The sequence below is a fragment of the Streptomyces sp. RFCAC02 genome (assembly GCF_004193175.1).
Taxonomy (GTDB): Bacteria; Actinomycetota; Actinomycetes; order Streptomycetales; family Streptomycetaceae; genus Streptomyces.
Genome location: NZ_SAUH01000001.1, coordinates 3,454,224 through 3,469,005, shown reverse-complemented (window position 1 = coordinate 3,469,005; position 14,782 = coordinate 3,454,224). Strand labels below are relative to the sequence as shown.

Genomic DNA, 14,782 nt, shown 5'->3' with positions numbered 1-14,782 from the left:
GTGTACGGTACGCGCGCCGGCGGGTCCCGAAGGGCGCGAACGGCCGCGCCGGAGGGGATGTCAGTGGCCGGCGGTAGCGTTCCCGTCATGGCCTCCCGCAAAGCAGATCGACCCGCGTACCGGTGCACGGAGTGCGGCTGGTCCACGGCCAAGTGGCTCGGCCGCTGTCCCGAGTGCCACGCGTGGGGCACCGTCGAGGAGGTCGGCGGCGCGCCCGCCGTCCGCACGGCGGCCGTCACCCGTGTTGCGTCGCCCGCCGTGCCGATCGCCCAGGTGGACGGCCTGTCCGTGAGCGCCAGGGGCACGGGAGTGCCGGAGCTCGACCGGGTGCTCGGCGGCGGCCTGGTGCCGGGCGCCGTCGTGCTGCTCGCGGGCGAGCCGGGCGTCGGGAAGTCCACGCTCCTCCTCGACGTGGCGGCCAAGGCGGCGTCCGCCGAGCGGCCGACGCTGTACGTCACCGGCGAGGAGTCGGCGGGTCAGGTCCGGATGCGGGCGGACCGCATCGGCGCCCTCCACGACCACCTGTACCTGGCCGCGGAGACGGATCTCGGCTCGGTCCTCGGCCAGCTCGACGCGGTGAAGCCGGCGCTCCTCGTCCTGGACTCGGTGCAGACCGTCGCGTCCGCGGAGATCGACGGGGCGCCGGGCGGGATGGCGCAGGTCAGGGAGGTCGCGGGGGCGCTGATCCGGGCGTCCAAGGAGCGCGGCATGTCGACGATCCTCGTCGGCCACGTCACGAAGGACGGCGCGATCGCGGGCCCGCGCCTGCTGGAGCACCTCGTCGACGTCGTCCTCCACTTCGAGGGCGACCGGCACGCGCGCCTGCGCATGGTCCGCGGCGTCAAGAACCGGTACGGCGCCACCGACGAGGTGGGCTGCTTCGAGCTGCACGACGAGGGCATCACGGGTTTGGCCGACCCGTCCGGCCTGTTCCTGACGCGGCGCGACGAGCCGGTGCCCGGCACCTGCCTCACGGTCACGCTGGAGGGGCGGCGCCCGCTGGTCGCCGAGGTGCAGTCGCTGACGGTGGCCAGCCAGATCCCGTCGCCGCGCCGCACCACCTCGGGCCTGGAGACGTCCCGGGTGTCGATGATGCTGGCCGTCCTGGAGCAGCGCGGCCGCATCTCCGCGCTCGGGAAGAACGACATCTACACCGCGACGGTCGGCGGCGTCCGCCTGTCGGAGCCGGCGGCCGACCTGGCCGTGGCCCTCGCCCTCGCGAGCGCGGCGAGCGACACCCCGCTGCCGAAGAACCTCGTGGCCATCGGCGAGGTCGGGCTCGCGGGCGAGGTGCGGCGCGTCACCGGTGTGCAGCGGCGGCTCGCGGAGGCGTCACGGCTCGGTTTCACGCACGCCCTGGTGCCGTCCGACCCGGGGCGGACGCCGGCGGGGATGCGGGTGCTGGAGGTCGGCGACATCGGGGAGGCCCTGCGCGTCCTGCCCGCGCGGGCGTCCGGGCGGGGCGCCGACGACAGCGGGCGCCAGGAGGCGCGCCGGTAGACTCGTGCGCGACGTAAGCGCCGATCCGTCCTCCGGAGGGTTCCCATGGCAGCCAGCGACCGGCCGGCGGGCCCCGGCAGGCCGGGGGGCGAGGGCCTGGTGCGGGCGGCGCTCAGCGCGGTCGCGCCCGGCACCGCGCTGCGCGACGGCCTGGAGCGCATCCTCCGCGGCAACACGGGCGGCCTCATCGTCCTCGGCGTGGACCGCACCGTGGAGTCGCTGTGCACGGGCGGTTTCGTGCTGGACGTCGAGTTCACGGCCACCCGGCTGCGGGAGCTGTGCAAGCTGGACGGCGCGGTCGTCGTCGACCGGGACATCTCCCGCATCGTGCGCGCGGGCGTGCAACTGGTGCCCGACCCGAGCATCCCGACCGAGGAGACGGGCACCCGCCACCGCACGGCGCAGCGCGTGTCCATCCAGACGGGGTTTCCCGTGGTGTCGGTCAGCCAGTCGATGCGCCTGGTGGCGCTCTACCTGGACGGGCAGCGGCGCGTCGTGGAGGACTCCGGCGCGATCCTGTCGCGGGCCAACCAGGCGCTGGCCACCCTGGAGCGGTACAAGCTGCGGCTCGACGAGGTCACCGGCACGCTGTCCGCGCTGGAGATCGAGGACCTCGTCACGGTCAGGGACGTCGCGGCCGTCGCACAGCGCCTGGAGATGGTGCGCAGGATCGCCGCCGAGATCGCCGAGTACGTGGTGGAGCTCGGCACGGACGGGCGGCTGCTGTCGCTCCAGCTCGACGAGCTGATCGCCGGCGTCGAGCCGGAGCGGCACCTCGTCGTCCGCGACTACCTGCCCGAGGCGGCCGGCAAGCGGTCCCGGAAGGTCGGCACGGCCCTGGCCGAGCTGGACGGCCTCGGCCACACCGATCTGCTGGAGCTGCCGGCCGTCGCCCGCGCCCTCGGGTACGGCGCGGCGCCCGAGGCCCTGGACACGACGGTCTCGCCGCGCGGCTTCCGCCTGCTGGCGAAGGTGCCGCGGCTGCCCGGCCTGGTCATCGACCGGCTGGTGGACCACTTCGGCGGGCTGCAGAAGCTGCTCGCGGCGAGCGTGGACGACCTCCAGCAGGTCGACGGCGTCGGCGAGACGCGTGCCCGCTCGGTGCGGGAGGGCCTGTCGCGGCTCGCGGAGTCCTCGATCCTCGAACGGTACGTCTGACCCGGCGCGGCACCGGGCCGCGCGCGGCCGTCAGTCGTCGTCGAGGCGGAACGACGTCTGCACCACCGGGTAGTCCCCGAGAGTGGCCTCGGCGAGGTACGTCCCGGCCGGGGCGAGCGGTCCTGGTTCCGCGTCGCAGTCGTCGGCCGAGCGGTGCCGGTCCCAGGTCAGCGAGTGGATGACGGTGCCCCCCGGCGCGATGCCGACCGGGGCGCTCGCCGGATCCGTCGAGCACTCGTCCGTCCAGACCCGGTCGTCGGCGGCGTCGGCGAGGGTGACGGCCAGGGCGTCGGTGCCGAAGTCGACGGCGCACGCGGCGCCCGACTCGTTCCGCACGCTGAGGCGGAGTTCGGGTTCCTCGTCGGCAGCGTAGTCGTTGGCGTCGCTGCGCAGGGACAGGGTGACGGCCTGGGGGAGGCAGACGGGCAGCCCCGACGCGTCCACGGCGCCGTCGCTGCCGCCGTCCGTGCCGGCGGCACCGCTGTCCGCGCCGATCTCCCCGGCGCCACCGCCGCCGGCCCCGGACGTGCCGCCGGACGTGCCGCCGCTCCCGGCGCTCCCCCCGCCACCGGTGTCAGCGCTGTCGTCCGCGCCGCCGTCACCGGCCTCGTCACCGGCCTCGTCGCCGGCTTCGTCGTCGGACGACTCCTCGCGCCCGCCGGGGCGTTCGTCGATCAGCGACTCCGATGGGGTGGGGCCCGGCGTGATCTCCTCGGCCGGTCCCTCGGTGTCCTGGCCGTGGCCGGCCGTGTCCGACCCGCCGCCCCCGCCGCCGGACCGCACGGCCCACAGCACGAGCAGCGCGACGATCGCGAGCAGCAGGAACACAACTGCCCTGCGCCGCCAGTAAATGGCGGACGGCAGCGGCCCGACCGGAGTGCGCAGAGATCCCACGCGGAAACCTTACGAGACTTCCGTCACGTGCCCGCGCCCCACCCTTCGCTTCGGTCCTCCCCAACACGCGCGGCGCGGACCGCTTTGTGCCGTGCTTCCGACATGCCAGGATCGCCTTTGCCATGACTGCGACGACTGCGACGACAGCCACCACGCCGGCGACGACCGTGCCGGCCACGACATCCGAGGGGCCCGCCCCCGATCACACGGCCCTGCACCTGCCGGTCATCGACTGGTTCGACAAGCACGCCCGCGACCTTCCGTGGCGCCGCCCGGAGGCGGGCGCCTGGGGGGTCATGGTCAGCGAGTTCATGCTCCAGCAGACCCCTGTCAGCCGTGTGCTGCCGGTCTACGAGGAATGGCTGAAACGCTGGCCCCGCCCCGCCGACCTCGCGGCCGAGGCGCCCGGTGAGGCGGTCAGGGCCTGGGGCCGGCTGGGCTACCCGCGCCGTGCCCTCCGTCTCCACAATGCCGCCGCCGCCATAGCGGAACGGCACGGCGGCGAGGTCCCGACCGACCACCACCAGCTCCTCGCGCTGCCCGGGGTCGGCGAGTACACGGCGGCGGCGGTGGCGTCGTTCGCCTACGGGCAGCGGCACGCCGTCCTCGACACGAACGTGCGGCGCGTCTTCGCCCGCGCCGTCACCGGTACGCAGTACCCGCCGAACGCCACGACCGCGGCCGAGCGCAAGCTCGCCCGGATGCTGCTGCCCGCCGAGGCCGCGACGGCCGCGCGCTGGGCCGCCGCCACGATGGAGCTGGGCGCACTGCTGTGCACGGCGCGCGCGCCGGAGTGCGCCCGGTGCCCGATCGCCGAACTGTGCGCCTGGCGGGGCGCCGGCTCCCCCGCGCACGAGGGTCCGCCCCGGCGCGGGCAGACGTATGCGGGGACGGACCGGCAGGTGCGCGGGAAGCTGCTCGCCGTGCTGCGGGAGGCAGTCGGGCCGGTGCCGAGGCCGGTCCTCGACCGCGTGTGGCACGAGCCCGAGCAGCGCGCCCGCGCGCTGAACGGGCTGGTCGCCGACGGCCTCGCCGAGCGCCTCCCGGACGGCCGCTACCGGCTGCCCGGCGCCGACTGAGCCGGCCGGCGGCCGAGCGTGGGCCGCGCCGCGCCCGTCCCCGCGGTGCGCGGCAGGGCCGTACGGGCGTCGGCGCCGGTCGCCCACAGCCCGATCAGGAACGCGGCGGTCGCCTCGGCGAGGCCGGCCCGCTCCAGGCCGCCGGCGGGCAGCGGGACGGCCCCGAGGTCGGTGACGAGGCGCCCGGCCGTCGCGAGGGCCGCCGGGTCGTCACCGCACAGGGGGACGCCCAGCGGGTCGCCGTCGAAGACCGGCGTATCGAGGGTCCACACGTCGGCCGGGGCGAACGTGAACGCCTTGACGACCCCGGCGCCCGGCGCGGCGGCGGCGATCCGCTCCGCCATGGAGGGGCCGCCGGCCGTGGAGAGGGTCACCGTGCCGGGGACGAGCGGGACGGTGCAGTCGATGACGGCCCGGCCGCGCAGCGCGCCGTCCCCGGCGCCCGCCTCGGCGAGAACGGCGAGGGCCGCGTGGTCGGGGACGGCGACGACCACGGCGTCGGTGCCGTGGGCCGCGGCGGCGGCGAACCCGTGGCCGGTCCGCGCGGGGGTGCGTCCGCCGGCGACGACATCGTGCCCGGCCGTCCGCCACCGTGCGGCGAGGGCGGTGGACAGGGAGCCGGCGCCGAGTATGCCGATGCGCATGGGGTGGGATCCTCTCGTGTCGCGGAGCCGCGCCCGGGGCGCGGGGGCCGTGCGGCAGGCCCGTGGCGACGGTAGAGAATCCGTTGCACACCGGACGGTGCCCTTCGGACCGTTCCGGGGGGGGACGACGAGCGGAGGGGGTGCGGCGGATGCCGGAGTTCCTGGCCGACTGCCGCGCGCGGCTGGCGTTCGACCTGCTCGCGCACACCTGGGACGGCGTGGTGCTGTGGGCGCTGCGCGACGGGCCGTGCCGCCCGCGGGAACTGCGCCGCCGCGTCGGCGGCATCAGCCCCAAGGTTTTGACCGGGACGCTGCACCGGCTGCGCGACAGCGGCCTCGTGTCGAGCCGCCGCCACCGCGAGGCGCCGCCCCGCGTCGAGTACGCCCTGACGCCGCTCGGGCGCTCGCTCCTCGGCCCCCTGGAGGCGCTCGGCGCGTGGGCGGCTGAGCACGGCGACGAGGTGGCGCGTGCCAGGGAGGACGCGTGCGCCGCCCGGCTCAGAGCTGGAACGACACCCGCTTCCCCGGCCCCGGGGCGTGCCGGCAGACCTCCCAGCGGCGGGCGCAGCGGGTGAGCAGCAGCAGGCCGCGGCCGTGCTCGGCCTCCGTGGCGGGGGCACGCTCCGGTGGCTGCGGGGTGCCGGGGGCGCGGTCCTGGACGACGACCTGGAGCGCGCCCTCGGGCGACCAGCACGCGTGGACGTCGACGGGCGGCGGGGTGGGGCAGTGCAGCGAGGCCGTCACCGCGTTGCTCACGATCTCCGAGGTGAGGAGGACGGCGGTGTCGATGAGTTCGCCGTTGCGCGGAACCGTTCCTCCGAGGGCGGTGCGCATCGCCTGCCGGACGTTGCGCACCCATGCGGGGTCGGCCGGGAAATGCAGCGCGAAATCGGCGCTGCCGGATCGCTCGGGCACCAGACACATGGCCCTGCTCCTCCCGTGGTGGGTGATGTCGGGCTCTCCTTACGGGTTCCTTCTCCCGGGCCGCCTCAATCGGGCCCGGGGCGGTCCCGTGCGGAATTTCCGGGGTTCTTGGCGGAGTTCACGCACCACAAAGGCCCCATGCGCCACAAAGGCACCGCAACACACCGTCCCCCGGGCCTCCTTCTGACGGCCGGCACGAAAGGGGGAGTTCACAGGAAGAGGGAGATGTGCCGCTGCGCCCAGCGCTCGAAGTTCTGGGGCGGGGCACCGGTGACCGTCTCGACCGCCGGCAGGACGGCGGACGCGTCGCCGTCCGCGGGATGGGCCTCCCCCGGTTCCAGCGGCGGGTGCGGTTCGGGCAGCGGCTCGCAGCGCAGCTCGCGCCCGAGGACGGTGCCGAGCGTCGCCACCAGGTCGCGGGGGAAGAGGGCTTCCGGCCCCGTGATCTCGTACGTCCTGCCGGCGTGGCCGTCCACGAGGAGGGTGCGGGCGGCGACGGCGGCCACGTCGGACGGATCGACCACGGCGGCCGCGACGTCCGGGAACGGGACGCGCACCACGTCGCCCCGGCGGAGCTGCGGGAGCCAGCGCAGGGTGTTCGTCATGAGCGGGCGTGCCCGCAGGAGCGTCCAGGGCAGGCCACAGGCGCGCACGGCCCGTTCGGCGCCGGCCACCCGGCGTGCGAACTCCGAGGCCGGCCGGGGCGCCGCCGCGGCATGACTGGACAGCAGGACGACGTGCCGTACGCCGACCGCACGCGCGCGGGCGAGGAGCCCGGGCACCTCGGCGAACCACGGCAGCAGGAACACGCCGTCGACCCCGTCGAGCGCCGCTGCGAGGGTCGCGGGACGGGTCGGATCACCGGTGACGGCCTCGGCGGTCGCGGGCAGGCGCGTGAGCGCGCCCGGCCGGCGGCTCAGGGCGTGCACGCCCTCGCATGCCTCGGTCAGCTCGCCGATCAGGTCGGACCCCACACTGCCGGTGGCACCGGTGACCAGGATCATCGAGTACCCTCCTCGGACGACGGCCCCCAGGGGGCATCGTGCCGCACGGGAGGGGACGCGCCGCGCCGGGCGGGCCGCTACAGCGGCAGTTCGTCCGCCGAACGGGCGATCGCCTCGGTGTACCGCGGCAGGTGCGGCGAAAGGGTCTTCAGCAGCAGCGAGACGGCCTCGCGCTCCTGCCCCGCCTCGGTCAGGGAGAGGGCGAGGAACGCGACCAGGGCGTCGTCCAGGTCGTCGGAGACGAGGGCGCGCTCGGCCCGCAGCAGCCCGACGCTCTCCTCGGCCCGGCCGAGCCGCCGCAGCGTCCCGGCGAGCTGGAGCACGGCGCGCCGCCGCCGGACGCCCGCCAGGCCGGCGGCGAGCGCCCGCCGGTACAGGTGGGCCGCCTCCGAGTCGCACGCGGTCGCGTCCAGCGCGGACGCCAGCTCGAACAGCGCGGCCGGATCGTCCGGGGGCCGCAGCGCCACCAGGTCCTTCATCGCGGCACGGAACGCCGGCCCGTCCAGGGACCCGGACGCCTCCCACAGCCGCCGGACCCGCCGCTCCCAGTCCTCCTCGCTCGTGATCACCGCAGCATCCTCGCAGTTTCCTGACCGGCCGTCACCGGACGGGAGCGCGGAAGCGGCAATCGGCGAGGTGGTCGTTGACGAGACCGCAGGCCTGCATCAGCGCGTGCGCCGTGGTCGGGCCGACGAACCGGAACCCGCGCCGCCGCAGCTCACGGGACAGGGCGGTCGACTCGGGGGTGGTCGCCAGGACGTCGCCGACGCCGCGGGGCGCCGGCCTGGTGGCCGGATCGGGCGCGTACGACCAGATGAGGTCCGTCAGCTCCCCGTCGGCCAGATCCGCGGCGACCCGCGCGTTCGCCACGGTGGCCTCGATCTTCTGCCGGTTCCTGATGATGCCGGGGTCCCGCAGCAGGCGCGCCACGTCCTCCTCGGTGAAGGCGGCGATCCGCGCGGTGTCGAAGCCGGCGAACGCCGCCCGGAAGCCCGGCCTGCGGCGCAGGATCGTCAGCCACGACAGGCCCGACTGGAACGCTTCGAGCGTCAGCCGCTCGAACAGCGCCCGGTCACCGCGGACCGGGCGCCCCCACTCCTCGTCGTGGTAGGCGCGGTAGTCGTCCGGCGCGACGCCCCACGGGCAGCGGAGCAGCCCGTCGGGTCCCGCCACGGCCAGTGTCTCTCCCATGGGATGCAGTGTGCCCGACGGCACTGACATCAGGCCCGGGAGCCGGTGGACGGCCGCCCGTCAGGACGACTCCCGCAGGTACAGCGCGCCGCATGTGTGGCACATCGGCTCGTCCGTCGTCCCCCAGCGGTCCTCGGACAGCGCGGCGGCCTCGGCGCGCAGCCGCTTCCCGCACAGGGCCGCCGTGTCGCCGCCCTCGCCCCGCACCATGTGCCACGTCTTCACGTCGGGCGTGTGCCCGCCGCCGGTGTCCTCCGCGTACTCCGCGCGCAACGTGTGCCGCACCGCCGTCACCTCCGGTCCCTCGGCTCCTCTCCCATCCTGAGCCCGTTCACCGGTATCGGCGACCGAACGGCCCCCGGGCATGCGCGTGCCCCCGGGACCGCACGGGTCCCGGGGGCACGGCTCGGGGGCCTGCTGCCGTCACTCCTTGGTCAGGTTCGGGCCGCCGCCGGCCGCCTGCTCGACCGGGGGGGCGTCCGGCAGGGCGGACTTCTCCTCACCGCGGAAGGTGAAGGTCTTGTCCGGCCCGTCGCCCTCGGTGTCCACGACCACGATGTGGCCGGGGCGCAGCTCGCCGAACAGGATCTTCTCCGACAGGACGTCCTCGATGTCCCGCTGGATCGTCCGGCGCAGCGGCCGGGCGCCGAGCACCGGGTCGTAGCCGCGCTTGGCGAGCAGCAGCTTGGCCTCGCGGCTCAGCTCGATCGCCATGTCGCGGTCCTTCAGCCGGTCGTCCACCTGGGCGACCATCAGGTCGACGATCTTGATGATGTCGTCCTGGGTGAGCTGGTGGAAGACGACGGTGTCGTCGACACGGTTCAGGAACTCGGGGCGGAAGTGCTGCTTCAGCTCGTCGTTCACCTTGGCCTTCATGCGGTCGTAGCCGCTGGCGACATCGCCGGCGACGGCGAAGCCCATGTTGAAGCCCTTGGAGATGTCACGGGTGCCGAGGTTCGTCGTCATGATGATGACGGTGTTCTTGAAGTCCACGACACGGCCCTGGGAGTCGGTCAGGCGACCGTCCTCCAGGATCTGGAGCAGCGAGTTGAAGATGTCCGGGTGGGCCTTCTCCACCTCGTCGAACAGGACGACGGAGAACGGCTTGCGGCGCACCTTCTCGGTGAGCTGGCCGCCCTCCTCGTACCCGACGTAGCCGGGCGGGGAGCCGAACAGCCGCGACACGGTGTGCTTCTCGCCGAACTCCGACATGTCGAGGGAGATCAGCGCGTCCTCGTCGCCGAAGAGGAACTCGGCCAGCGTCTTGGACAGCTCCGTCTTACCGACGCCCGAGGGGCCGGCGAAGATGAACGAGCCACCGGGCCGCTTCGGGTCCTTCAGGCCCGCGCGGGTGCGCCGGATGGCCTGCGAGAGCGCCTTGATGGCGTCCTCCTGGCCGATGACGCGCTTGTGCAGCTCGTCCTCCATGCGGAGCAGGCGCGAGGACTCCTCCTCGGTCAGCTTGAAGACCGGGATGCCCGTGGAGGCGGCGAGGACCTCGGCGATGAGCTCCTCGTCCACCTCGGCGACGACGTCCATGTCGCCGGACTTCCACTCCTTCTCCCGCTGGGCCTTCGCCGACAGGAGCTGCTTCTCGTTGTCCCGGAGGGAGGCGGCCTTCTCGAAGTCCTGCGAGTCGATCGCGGACTCCTTCTCCCGGCGCACGCTCGCGATCTTCTCGTCGAACTCGCGCAGGTCCGGCGGCGCGGTCATCCGGCGGATGCGCATCCGGGAGCCGGCCTCGTCGATCAGGTCGATCGCCTTGTCGGGCAGGAAGCGGTCCGAGATGTACCGGTCGGCGAGCTGGGCGGCGGCGACCAGGGCGGCGTCCGTGATGGAGACGCGGTGGTGCGCCTCGTACCGGTCGCGCAGGCCCTTCAGGATCTCGATCGTGTGGGGCAGGGACGGCTCGGCGACCTGGATCGGCTGGAAGCGGCGCTCCAGGGCGGCGTCCTTCTCCAGGTACTTGCGGTACTCGTCGAGCGTCGTGGCGCCGATGGTCTGCAGTTCACCGCGGGCCAGCATCGGCTTCAGGATGCTGGCGGCGTCGATCGCGCCCTCGGCGGCGCCGGCACCCACGAGGGTGTGCAGCTCGTCGATGAACAGGATGATGTCGCCGCGGGTGCGGATCTCCTTGAGGACCTTCTTCAGGCGCTCCTCGAAGTCACCGCGGTAGCGGGAGCCGGCGACCAGCGCGCCCAGGTCGAGGGTGTAGAGGTGCTTGTCCTTCAGGGTCTCGGGCACCTCGCCCTTGACGATGGCCTGCGCCAGGCCCTCGACGACGGCCGTCTTGCCGACGCCGGGCTCACCGATCAGCACCGGGTTGTTCTTGGTGCGGCGGGAGAGGACCTGCATGACGCGCTCGATCTCCTTCTCGCGCCCGATGACCGGGTCGAGCTTGGATTCGCGCGCGGCCTGCGTGAGGTTGCGGCCGAACTGGTCGAGCACCAGCGAGGTGGACGGCGTCCCCTCGGACGGCGCGCCCGCCGTCGCGGTCTCCTTGCCGGAGTAGCCCGACAGGAGCTGGATGACCTGCTGGCGGACCCTGTTCAGGTCGGCACCCAGCTTGACCAGGACCTGGGCGGCGACGCCCTCGCCCTCGCGGATCAGGCCGAGCAGGATGTGCTCGGTGCCGATGTAGTTGTGGCCGAGCTGCAGCGCCTCGCGGAGCGAAAGCTCCAGGACCTTCTTGGCCCGGGGCGTGAAGGGGATGTGGCCGGACGGCGCCTGCTGGCCCTGCCCGATGATCTCCTCCACCTGCTGGCGGACCGCCTCAAGCGAGATCCCGAGGCTCTCCAGGGCCTTAGCGGCGACACCCTCACCCTCGTGGATCAGGCCAAGAAGGATGTGCTCGGTGCCGATGTAGTTGTGGTTGAGCATCCGGGCTTCTTCCTGAGCCAGGACGACAACCCGCCGCGCGCGGTCGGTGAACCTCTCGAACATCGTTAATCGCTCCTCAGAGCGGTCAGGCAGTAAAGGGGTCGGTCCCCTCCCTGTCCTTCCGCAGCTTAGTCCCGCAACGGGGGACCGCTCATTCCAACTGTCTGCTCCTGTCCCCGGCGCCTTGCCCCGAACAGGCGACATCAGTTCCAACCCGATGGTGCGAGACGATGTTCCCGCAGGCCAGGTATCGGCCCCCGGAACGGCTACGCCGTCGGCGAACGCCCCGGGGGGACAGCACCGGACCCACTCGCACCGCCCCCTCGTCCATTGGGGTCCATCGTCCTCAAGGAACTGCCTACCCTTCAAGGCTGACACTCCATGCCGGACCCGCGGCGAACATCCGCTACAGGCGAACGCGGGAACCCGCCGCGACCGGGCCGGGACCGGGCGTAACTCTTCCGCATGGGACACCGCGCGCCGCGCCGGGACACTCGGTCACGGCGATACGACCCCGGGGGGTCGCCCGTGCGGGCGACCCCCCGGACTGGGGCGCGGTGCGGCCGGGGCGCGGGGACACCCGGCAGGACGGCGGCGCGCTCAGGCGCCGGCCTTCTTGTAGGCCTCGAGCACGTCGGCGGGGATGCGGCCCCGGTCGTTGACCTTGTGGCCGTTCTCGCGCGCCCAGGCGCGGATCGCGGCGGTGTCCTGGTTCGACCCGCCGCCGGACGAGGCGGCACGGCCCCGGGCGCGGGAGGCGCGGCCGCCGGCACGGCGCCCGGCCTTCACATACGGGTCGAGGGCGTTGCGGAGCTTGTCAGCGTTTTCCGCGTTGAGGTCGATCTCGTACGTCCTGCCGTCGAGGGCGAACGTGACGGTCTCGTCCGCCTCGCCGCCGCTGAGGTCATCGAGGAGAAGGACCTGAACCTTCTGTGCCACCGGGCTGCTCCTCATCCTTTTGTCGCTGAAAAACGTGAGTGCGTACTGCGCTGGTCATCAAACCGCCATTCCGGGAAAAACTCAAACCCCGATCCTCCGGATTACCGCGCACTCGATAAGACAGGGAGGGACGATTCGGACATAAGCACCTCCGGGCTTCTTCTATCGGAGATGCAGCAGCATCCGAGTGTTACCCAATGTGTTGGGCTTCACTCGCTCCAGTCCCAAGAACTCGGCGACGCCCTCGTCATAGGAACGCAGCAGCTCGCTGTACACATCACCGTCGACCGGCGCTTCGCCGATCTCGGTGAAGCCGTGGCGGCCGAAGAAGTCCACTTCGAAGGTGAGGCAGAAAATACGCTGTACGCCGAGCCAGCGCGCCGTCTGGAGCAGCTTCTCCAGCACCCTGTGCCCCACCCCTGGCCACGCGCCCGGGAATCCACGGCCAGGGTCCGGACCTCGGCGAGGTCGTCCCACATGACGTGCAGCGCACCGCAGCCGACCACCTCGGCGTCGTGATCGCGTTCGGCCACCCAGAACTCCTGAATGTCCTCGTAAAGCGTCACGGTGGCCTTGTCGAGGAGGATGCCGTCACGGGCGTAGGAGTCGATGAGCCGCCGCACCGACGGCACATCCGTAGTCCTGGCGCGGCGCACAGTGACTTCTGCTGGGGTTTTGGACACAAGGCGAGGCTAACCCGCTGTCTGTTCACCGCCGCCATGGGGGGCACCGCTCACATCGACGACCCGCAACGCGTCGCGCAAAGCGGCGGTCTGCTCCGGTGACATCATTCCGAAGAAAGCGACGAGGGCCGCAGCCGCGTTGTCACTCTCGGCCCATGCGTCATTCATCAAAGCGGCCGAGTACGCGGCCCGCGTGGAGATCGCCTCATAGCGATAGGCACGGCCCTCCTGATCGCGGCGGACCCAGCCCTTCTGATGCAGGTTGTCGAGGACGGTCATCACCGTCGTATAGGCGATCGAGCGCTCCCGCCGCAGATCCTCCAGGACCTCCCGCACGGTGACCGGGCGGTTCCACTCCCATACGCGGGTCATCACCGCGTCTTCCAGCTCTCCCAGTGGTCGAGGCACAGGGGAAGAATAACCGCACGGCGGCACTGGCGCGACAAAACGGACGAAGAGCGCACCTTCGGCGAAACGGCCCGGCCGTCACGGCGGCCGGGCCCGGCGGGGGCCGGGCCGGTCAGGGGCGCGGCGCCGCCGGCCCGTCCGCGTGCTCGGCACGGGCGGCCAGGGCCGCGTCCACGGCGGCGTCCTCCTTGAACTTGTTCGCGCCCCCCTGGGACCGGACGATCGTCACGATCAGCCAGGTGAACGCCACGGCCATCACCGCGGGCGGGAAGAGTGCGGCGATGTAGTCCACAACGATCGGCCTCCTTGGACGCGCCCGCCGCGGTCTGTCCGGCGGGCCGTCCCCCACCTTACCGACCGCTCTGCGGCGGGTTCTCCCCACTCCTCCCGTCGGCGGCGCCGTCGCCGCCGTCCGCCGGGCCACCGCCGGACGTGTCCCGGGGCGGCCGGGCGGGGCGGCGCCCGCCGCGCGGCGGGAAGACGTCCGCCGGCGTCGGCACCGGGCGCGGCGCCCGCTGCCCGCGCTGCTGCTGCTCACCGTTCTCGTCCCCGTCACCACGCGGGGCGGGGGAACCCTGGGGCGTAACCATAAACCGACATTAAGTGGTAAACAGACAATGCGCAGCGATTGCAGGGCAACCGGGCGTGTTCACCGGGCGCGGCGGACGGGGCCGACGCGGTCAGGACCGCGAGACGTTCCGCTCGTACACGAGGCGCAGGCCGATCAGGGTGAGCCACGGCTCGTGCTCGTCGATCACCGTCGACTCGCGCAGCACCATCGGCGCGAGACCGCCGGTCGCGATCACCGTCACGTCCTCCGGGTCGTCCGCCAGCTCGCGGGACATGCGCTCCACCATGCCGTCCACCTGGCCCGCGAACCCGTACAGGATGCCGGACTGCATGGACTCGACCGTGTTCTTGCCGATGACGTGGCGCGGCCTCGCCAGCTCCACCTTCCGGAGCTGCGCCCCCCGCATGCCGAGCGCCTCGACGGAGATCTCGATGCCCGGCGCGATGGCCCCGCCCGCGTACTCGCCGCGCGCCGACACCGCGTCGTACGTCGTGGCTGTGCCGAAGTCGACGACGATGCAGGGGCCGCCGTACAGCTCGACGGCGGCGACCGCGTTGATGATGCGGTCGGCGCCGACCTCCTTCGGGTTGTCCGTGAGGATCGGGACGCCCGTCTTGACGCCCGGCTCCACCAGGACGGCGGGGATGTCGCCGTAGTACCGCCGGGTGACCTCCCGCAGCTCGTGCAGGACGGACGGGACGGTCGAGCAGATCGCGATGCCGTCGATGCCGTCGCCCAGCTCGTCGCCGAGCAGCGGGTGCATGCCCATCAGCCCCTGCAGCAGCACGGCCAGCTCGTCGGCGGTGCGGCGGGCGTCCGTCGAGATGCGCCAGTGCTCGACGATCTCCTCGCCGTCGAAGAGGCCGAGGACGGTGTGGGTGTTGCCGACGTCGATGGTGAGCAGCAT

17 protein-coding genes and 1 pseudogene are annotated in these 14,782 nt (G+C 73.1%); 4 read left to right on the top strand and 14 right to left on the bottom strand.

What is annotated here, in order from left to right; all coding sequences use genetic code 11:
* Window positions 1-87 precede the first annotated feature (87 nt).
* On the top strand, window positions 88-1,500 hold the full coding sequence (gene radA / locus EMA09_RS16005) for a DNA repair protein RadA (protein WP_129841701.1): 1,413 nt from the start codon (window positions 88-90) through the stop codon (window positions 1,498-1,500).
* Window positions 1,501-1,545: 45 nt separating this feature from the next.
* Window positions 1,546-2,658, top strand: a complete 1,113-nt coding sequence (gene disA / locus EMA09_RS16000) for a DNA integrity scanning diadenylate cyclase DisA (protein WP_129841700.1) — start codon at window positions 1,546-1,548, stop codon at window positions 2,656-2,658.
* 30 nt (window positions 2,659-2,688) lie between these two features.
* On the opposite strand, the gene EMA09_RS28395 is transcribed toward disA, so the two are convergent.
* Window positions 2,689-3,552, bottom strand: coding sequence for a hypothetical protein (locus EMA09_RS28395; protein WP_168220736.1), 864 nt, complete (start codon window positions 3,550-3,552; stop codon window positions 2,689-2,691).
* Between the two features lie 122 nt (window positions 3,553-3,674).
* Here EMA09_RS28395 and EMA09_RS15985 point away from each other — a divergent pair, with 122 nt between their 5' ends.
* Complete coding sequence (locus EMA09_RS15985; protein WP_129841698.1) at window positions 3,675-4,631, top strand: A/G-specific adenine glycosylase; 957 nt, start codon at window positions 3,675-3,677, stop codon at window positions 4,629-4,631.
* On the opposite strand, the gene EMA09_RS15980 is transcribed toward EMA09_RS15985, so the two are convergent.
* Complete coding sequence (locus EMA09_RS15980; RefSeq protein WP_129841697.1) at window positions 4,607-5,275, bottom strand: NAD(P)-binding domain-containing protein; 669 nt, start codon at window positions 5,273-5,275, stop codon at window positions 4,607-4,609. The genes EMA09_RS15985 and EMA09_RS15980 overlap by 25 nt on opposite strands.
* Before the next feature lie 149 nt (window positions 5,276-5,424).
* Between EMA09_RS15980 and EMA09_RS15975 the strand changes: the two genes are divergently transcribed.
* Complete coding sequence (locus tag EMA09_RS15975; RefSeq protein ID WP_129841696.1) at window positions 5,425-5,850, top strand: helix-turn-helix domain-containing protein; 426 nt, start codon at window positions 5,425-5,427, stop codon at window positions 5,848-5,850.
* Here EMA09_RS15975 and EMA09_RS15970 read toward each other — a convergent pair.
* The 12 genes and pseudogenes from EMA09_RS15970 to EMA09_RS15910 all read right to left on the bottom strand — a co-directional run bounded on the left by EMA09_RS15970 (window position 5,774) and on the right by EMA09_RS15910 (window position 14,782).
* Window positions 5,774-6,199 carry an ATP-binding protein gene (locus EMA09_RS15970; RefSeq protein WP_129841695.1) on the bottom strand — a complete coding sequence of 142 codons (426 nt, stop codon included), beginning with the start codon at window positions 6,197-6,199 and terminating at the stop codon, window positions 5,774-5,776. The genes EMA09_RS15975 and EMA09_RS15970 overlap by 77 nt on opposite strands.
* 209 nt (window positions 6,200-6,408) lie before the next feature.
* Window positions 6,409-7,203 (bottom strand): NAD(P)H-binding protein, encoded by a 795-nt coding sequence (locus EMA09_RS15965; RefSeq protein WP_129841694.1) that lies wholly within the window; start codon window positions 7,201-7,203, stop codon window positions 6,409-6,411.
* 77 nt (window positions 7,204-7,280) lie between these two features.
* Window positions 7,281-7,772, bottom strand: a complete 492-nt coding sequence (locus EMA09_RS15960; protein WP_240796426.1) for a tetratricopeptide repeat protein — start codon at window positions 7,770-7,772, stop codon at window positions 7,281-7,283.
* 31 nt (window positions 7,773-7,803) lie between these two features.
* The gene (locus tag EMA09_RS15955) at window positions 7,804-8,394 is read right to left on the bottom strand and encodes a DNA-3-methyladenine glycosylase I (RefSeq protein WP_129841693.1); all 591 of its coding nucleotides are present in this window, start codon (window positions 8,392-8,394) and stop codon (window positions 7,804-7,806) included.
* A gap of 60 nt (window positions 8,395-8,454) precedes the next feature.
* Complete coding sequence (locus EMA09_RS15950) at window positions 8,455-8,679, bottom strand: hypothetical protein (protein WP_129841692.1); 225 nt, start codon at window positions 8,677-8,679, stop codon at window positions 8,455-8,457.
* 138 nt (window positions 8,680-8,817) lie between these two features.
* A complete protein-coding gene (locus EMA09_RS15945) occupies window positions 8,818-11,337 on the bottom strand; it encodes an ATP-dependent Clp protease ATP-binding subunit (protein WP_129841691.1) in 2,520 nt (839 codons plus the stop codon).
* A 537-nt stretch (window positions 11,338-11,874) separates the two neighbouring features.
* Window positions 11,875-12,213 (bottom strand): Lsr2 family protein, encoded by a 339-nt coding sequence (locus tag EMA09_RS15935; protein ID WP_129841690.1) that lies wholly within the window; start codon window positions 12,211-12,213, stop codon window positions 11,875-11,877.
* Between the two features lie 162 nt (window positions 12,214-12,375).
* Window positions 12,376-12,845, bottom strand: a pseudogene (locus EMA09_RS15930) (amino-acid N-acetyltransferase).
* Between the two features lie 60 nt (window positions 12,846-12,905).
* Window positions 12,906-13,304, bottom strand: a complete 399-nt coding sequence (locus tag EMA09_RS15925) for a BlaI/MecI/CopY family transcriptional regulator (RefSeq protein ID WP_129841689.1) — start codon at window positions 13,302-13,304, stop codon at window positions 12,906-12,908.
* Window positions 13,305-13,416: 112 nt separating this feature from the next.
* Window positions 13,417-13,596 carry a hypothetical protein gene (locus EMA09_RS15920; RefSeq protein WP_129841688.1) on the bottom strand — a complete coding sequence of 60 codons (180 nt, stop codon included), beginning with the start codon at window positions 13,594-13,596 and terminating at the stop codon, window positions 13,417-13,419.
* 58 nt (window positions 13,597-13,654) lie between these two features.
* Entirely contained in the window at window positions 13,655-13,894 is a 240-nt protein-coding gene (locus EMA09_RS15915; protein WP_129841687.1) for a hypothetical protein, read from the bottom strand.
* A gap of 90 nt (window positions 13,895-13,984) precedes the next feature.
* Entirely contained in the window at window positions 13,985-14,782 is a 798-nt protein-coding gene (locus EMA09_RS15910) for a type III pantothenate kinase (RefSeq protein ID WP_129841686.1), read from the bottom strand.

Coding starts and splice junctions, on each gene's coding strand:
- EMA09_RS15985 (WP_129841698.1), top strand. CDS start 3,675: ATGACTGCGACGACTGCGACGACAGCCACCACGCCGGCGACGACCGTG.
- EMA09_RS15915 (WP_129841687.1), bottom strand. CDS start 13,894: ATGGTTACGCCCCAGGGTTCCCCCGCCCCGCGTGGTGACGGGGACGAG.
- EMA09_RS15970 (WP_129841695.1), bottom strand. CDS start 6,199: ATGTGTCTGGTGCCCGAGCGATCCGGCAGCGCCGATTTCGCGCTGCAT.
- EMA09_RS15910 (WP_129841686.1), bottom strand. CDS start 14,782: ATGCTGCTCACCATCGACGTCGGCAACACCCACACCGTCCTCGGCCTC.
- EMA09_RS15975 (WP_129841696.1), top strand. CDS start 5,425: ATGCCGGAGTTCCTGGCCGACTGCCGCGCGCGGCTGGCGTTCGACCTG.
- radA (WP_129841701.1), top strand. CDS start 88: ATGGCCTCCCGCAAAGCAGATCGACCCGCGTACCGGTGCACGGAGTGC.
- EMA09_RS15980 (WP_129841697.1), bottom strand. CDS start 5,275: ATGCGCATCGGCATACTCGGCGCCGGCTCCCTGTCCACCGCCCTCGCC.
- EMA09_RS15945 (WP_129841691.1), bottom strand. CDS start 11,337: ATGTTCGAGAGGTTCACCGACCGCGCGCGGCGGGTTGTCGTCCTGGCT.
- EMA09_RS15955 (WP_129841693.1), bottom strand. CDS start 8,394: ATGGGAGAGACACTGGCCGTGGCGGGACCCGACGGGCTGCTCCGCTGC.
- disA (WP_129841700.1), top strand. CDS start 1,546: ATGGCAGCCAGCGACCGGCCGGCGGGCCCCGGCAGGCCGGGGGGCGAG.
- EMA09_RS15965 (WP_129841694.1), bottom strand. CDS start 7,203: ATGATCCTGGTCACCGGTGCCACCGGCAGTGTGGGGTCCGACCTGATC.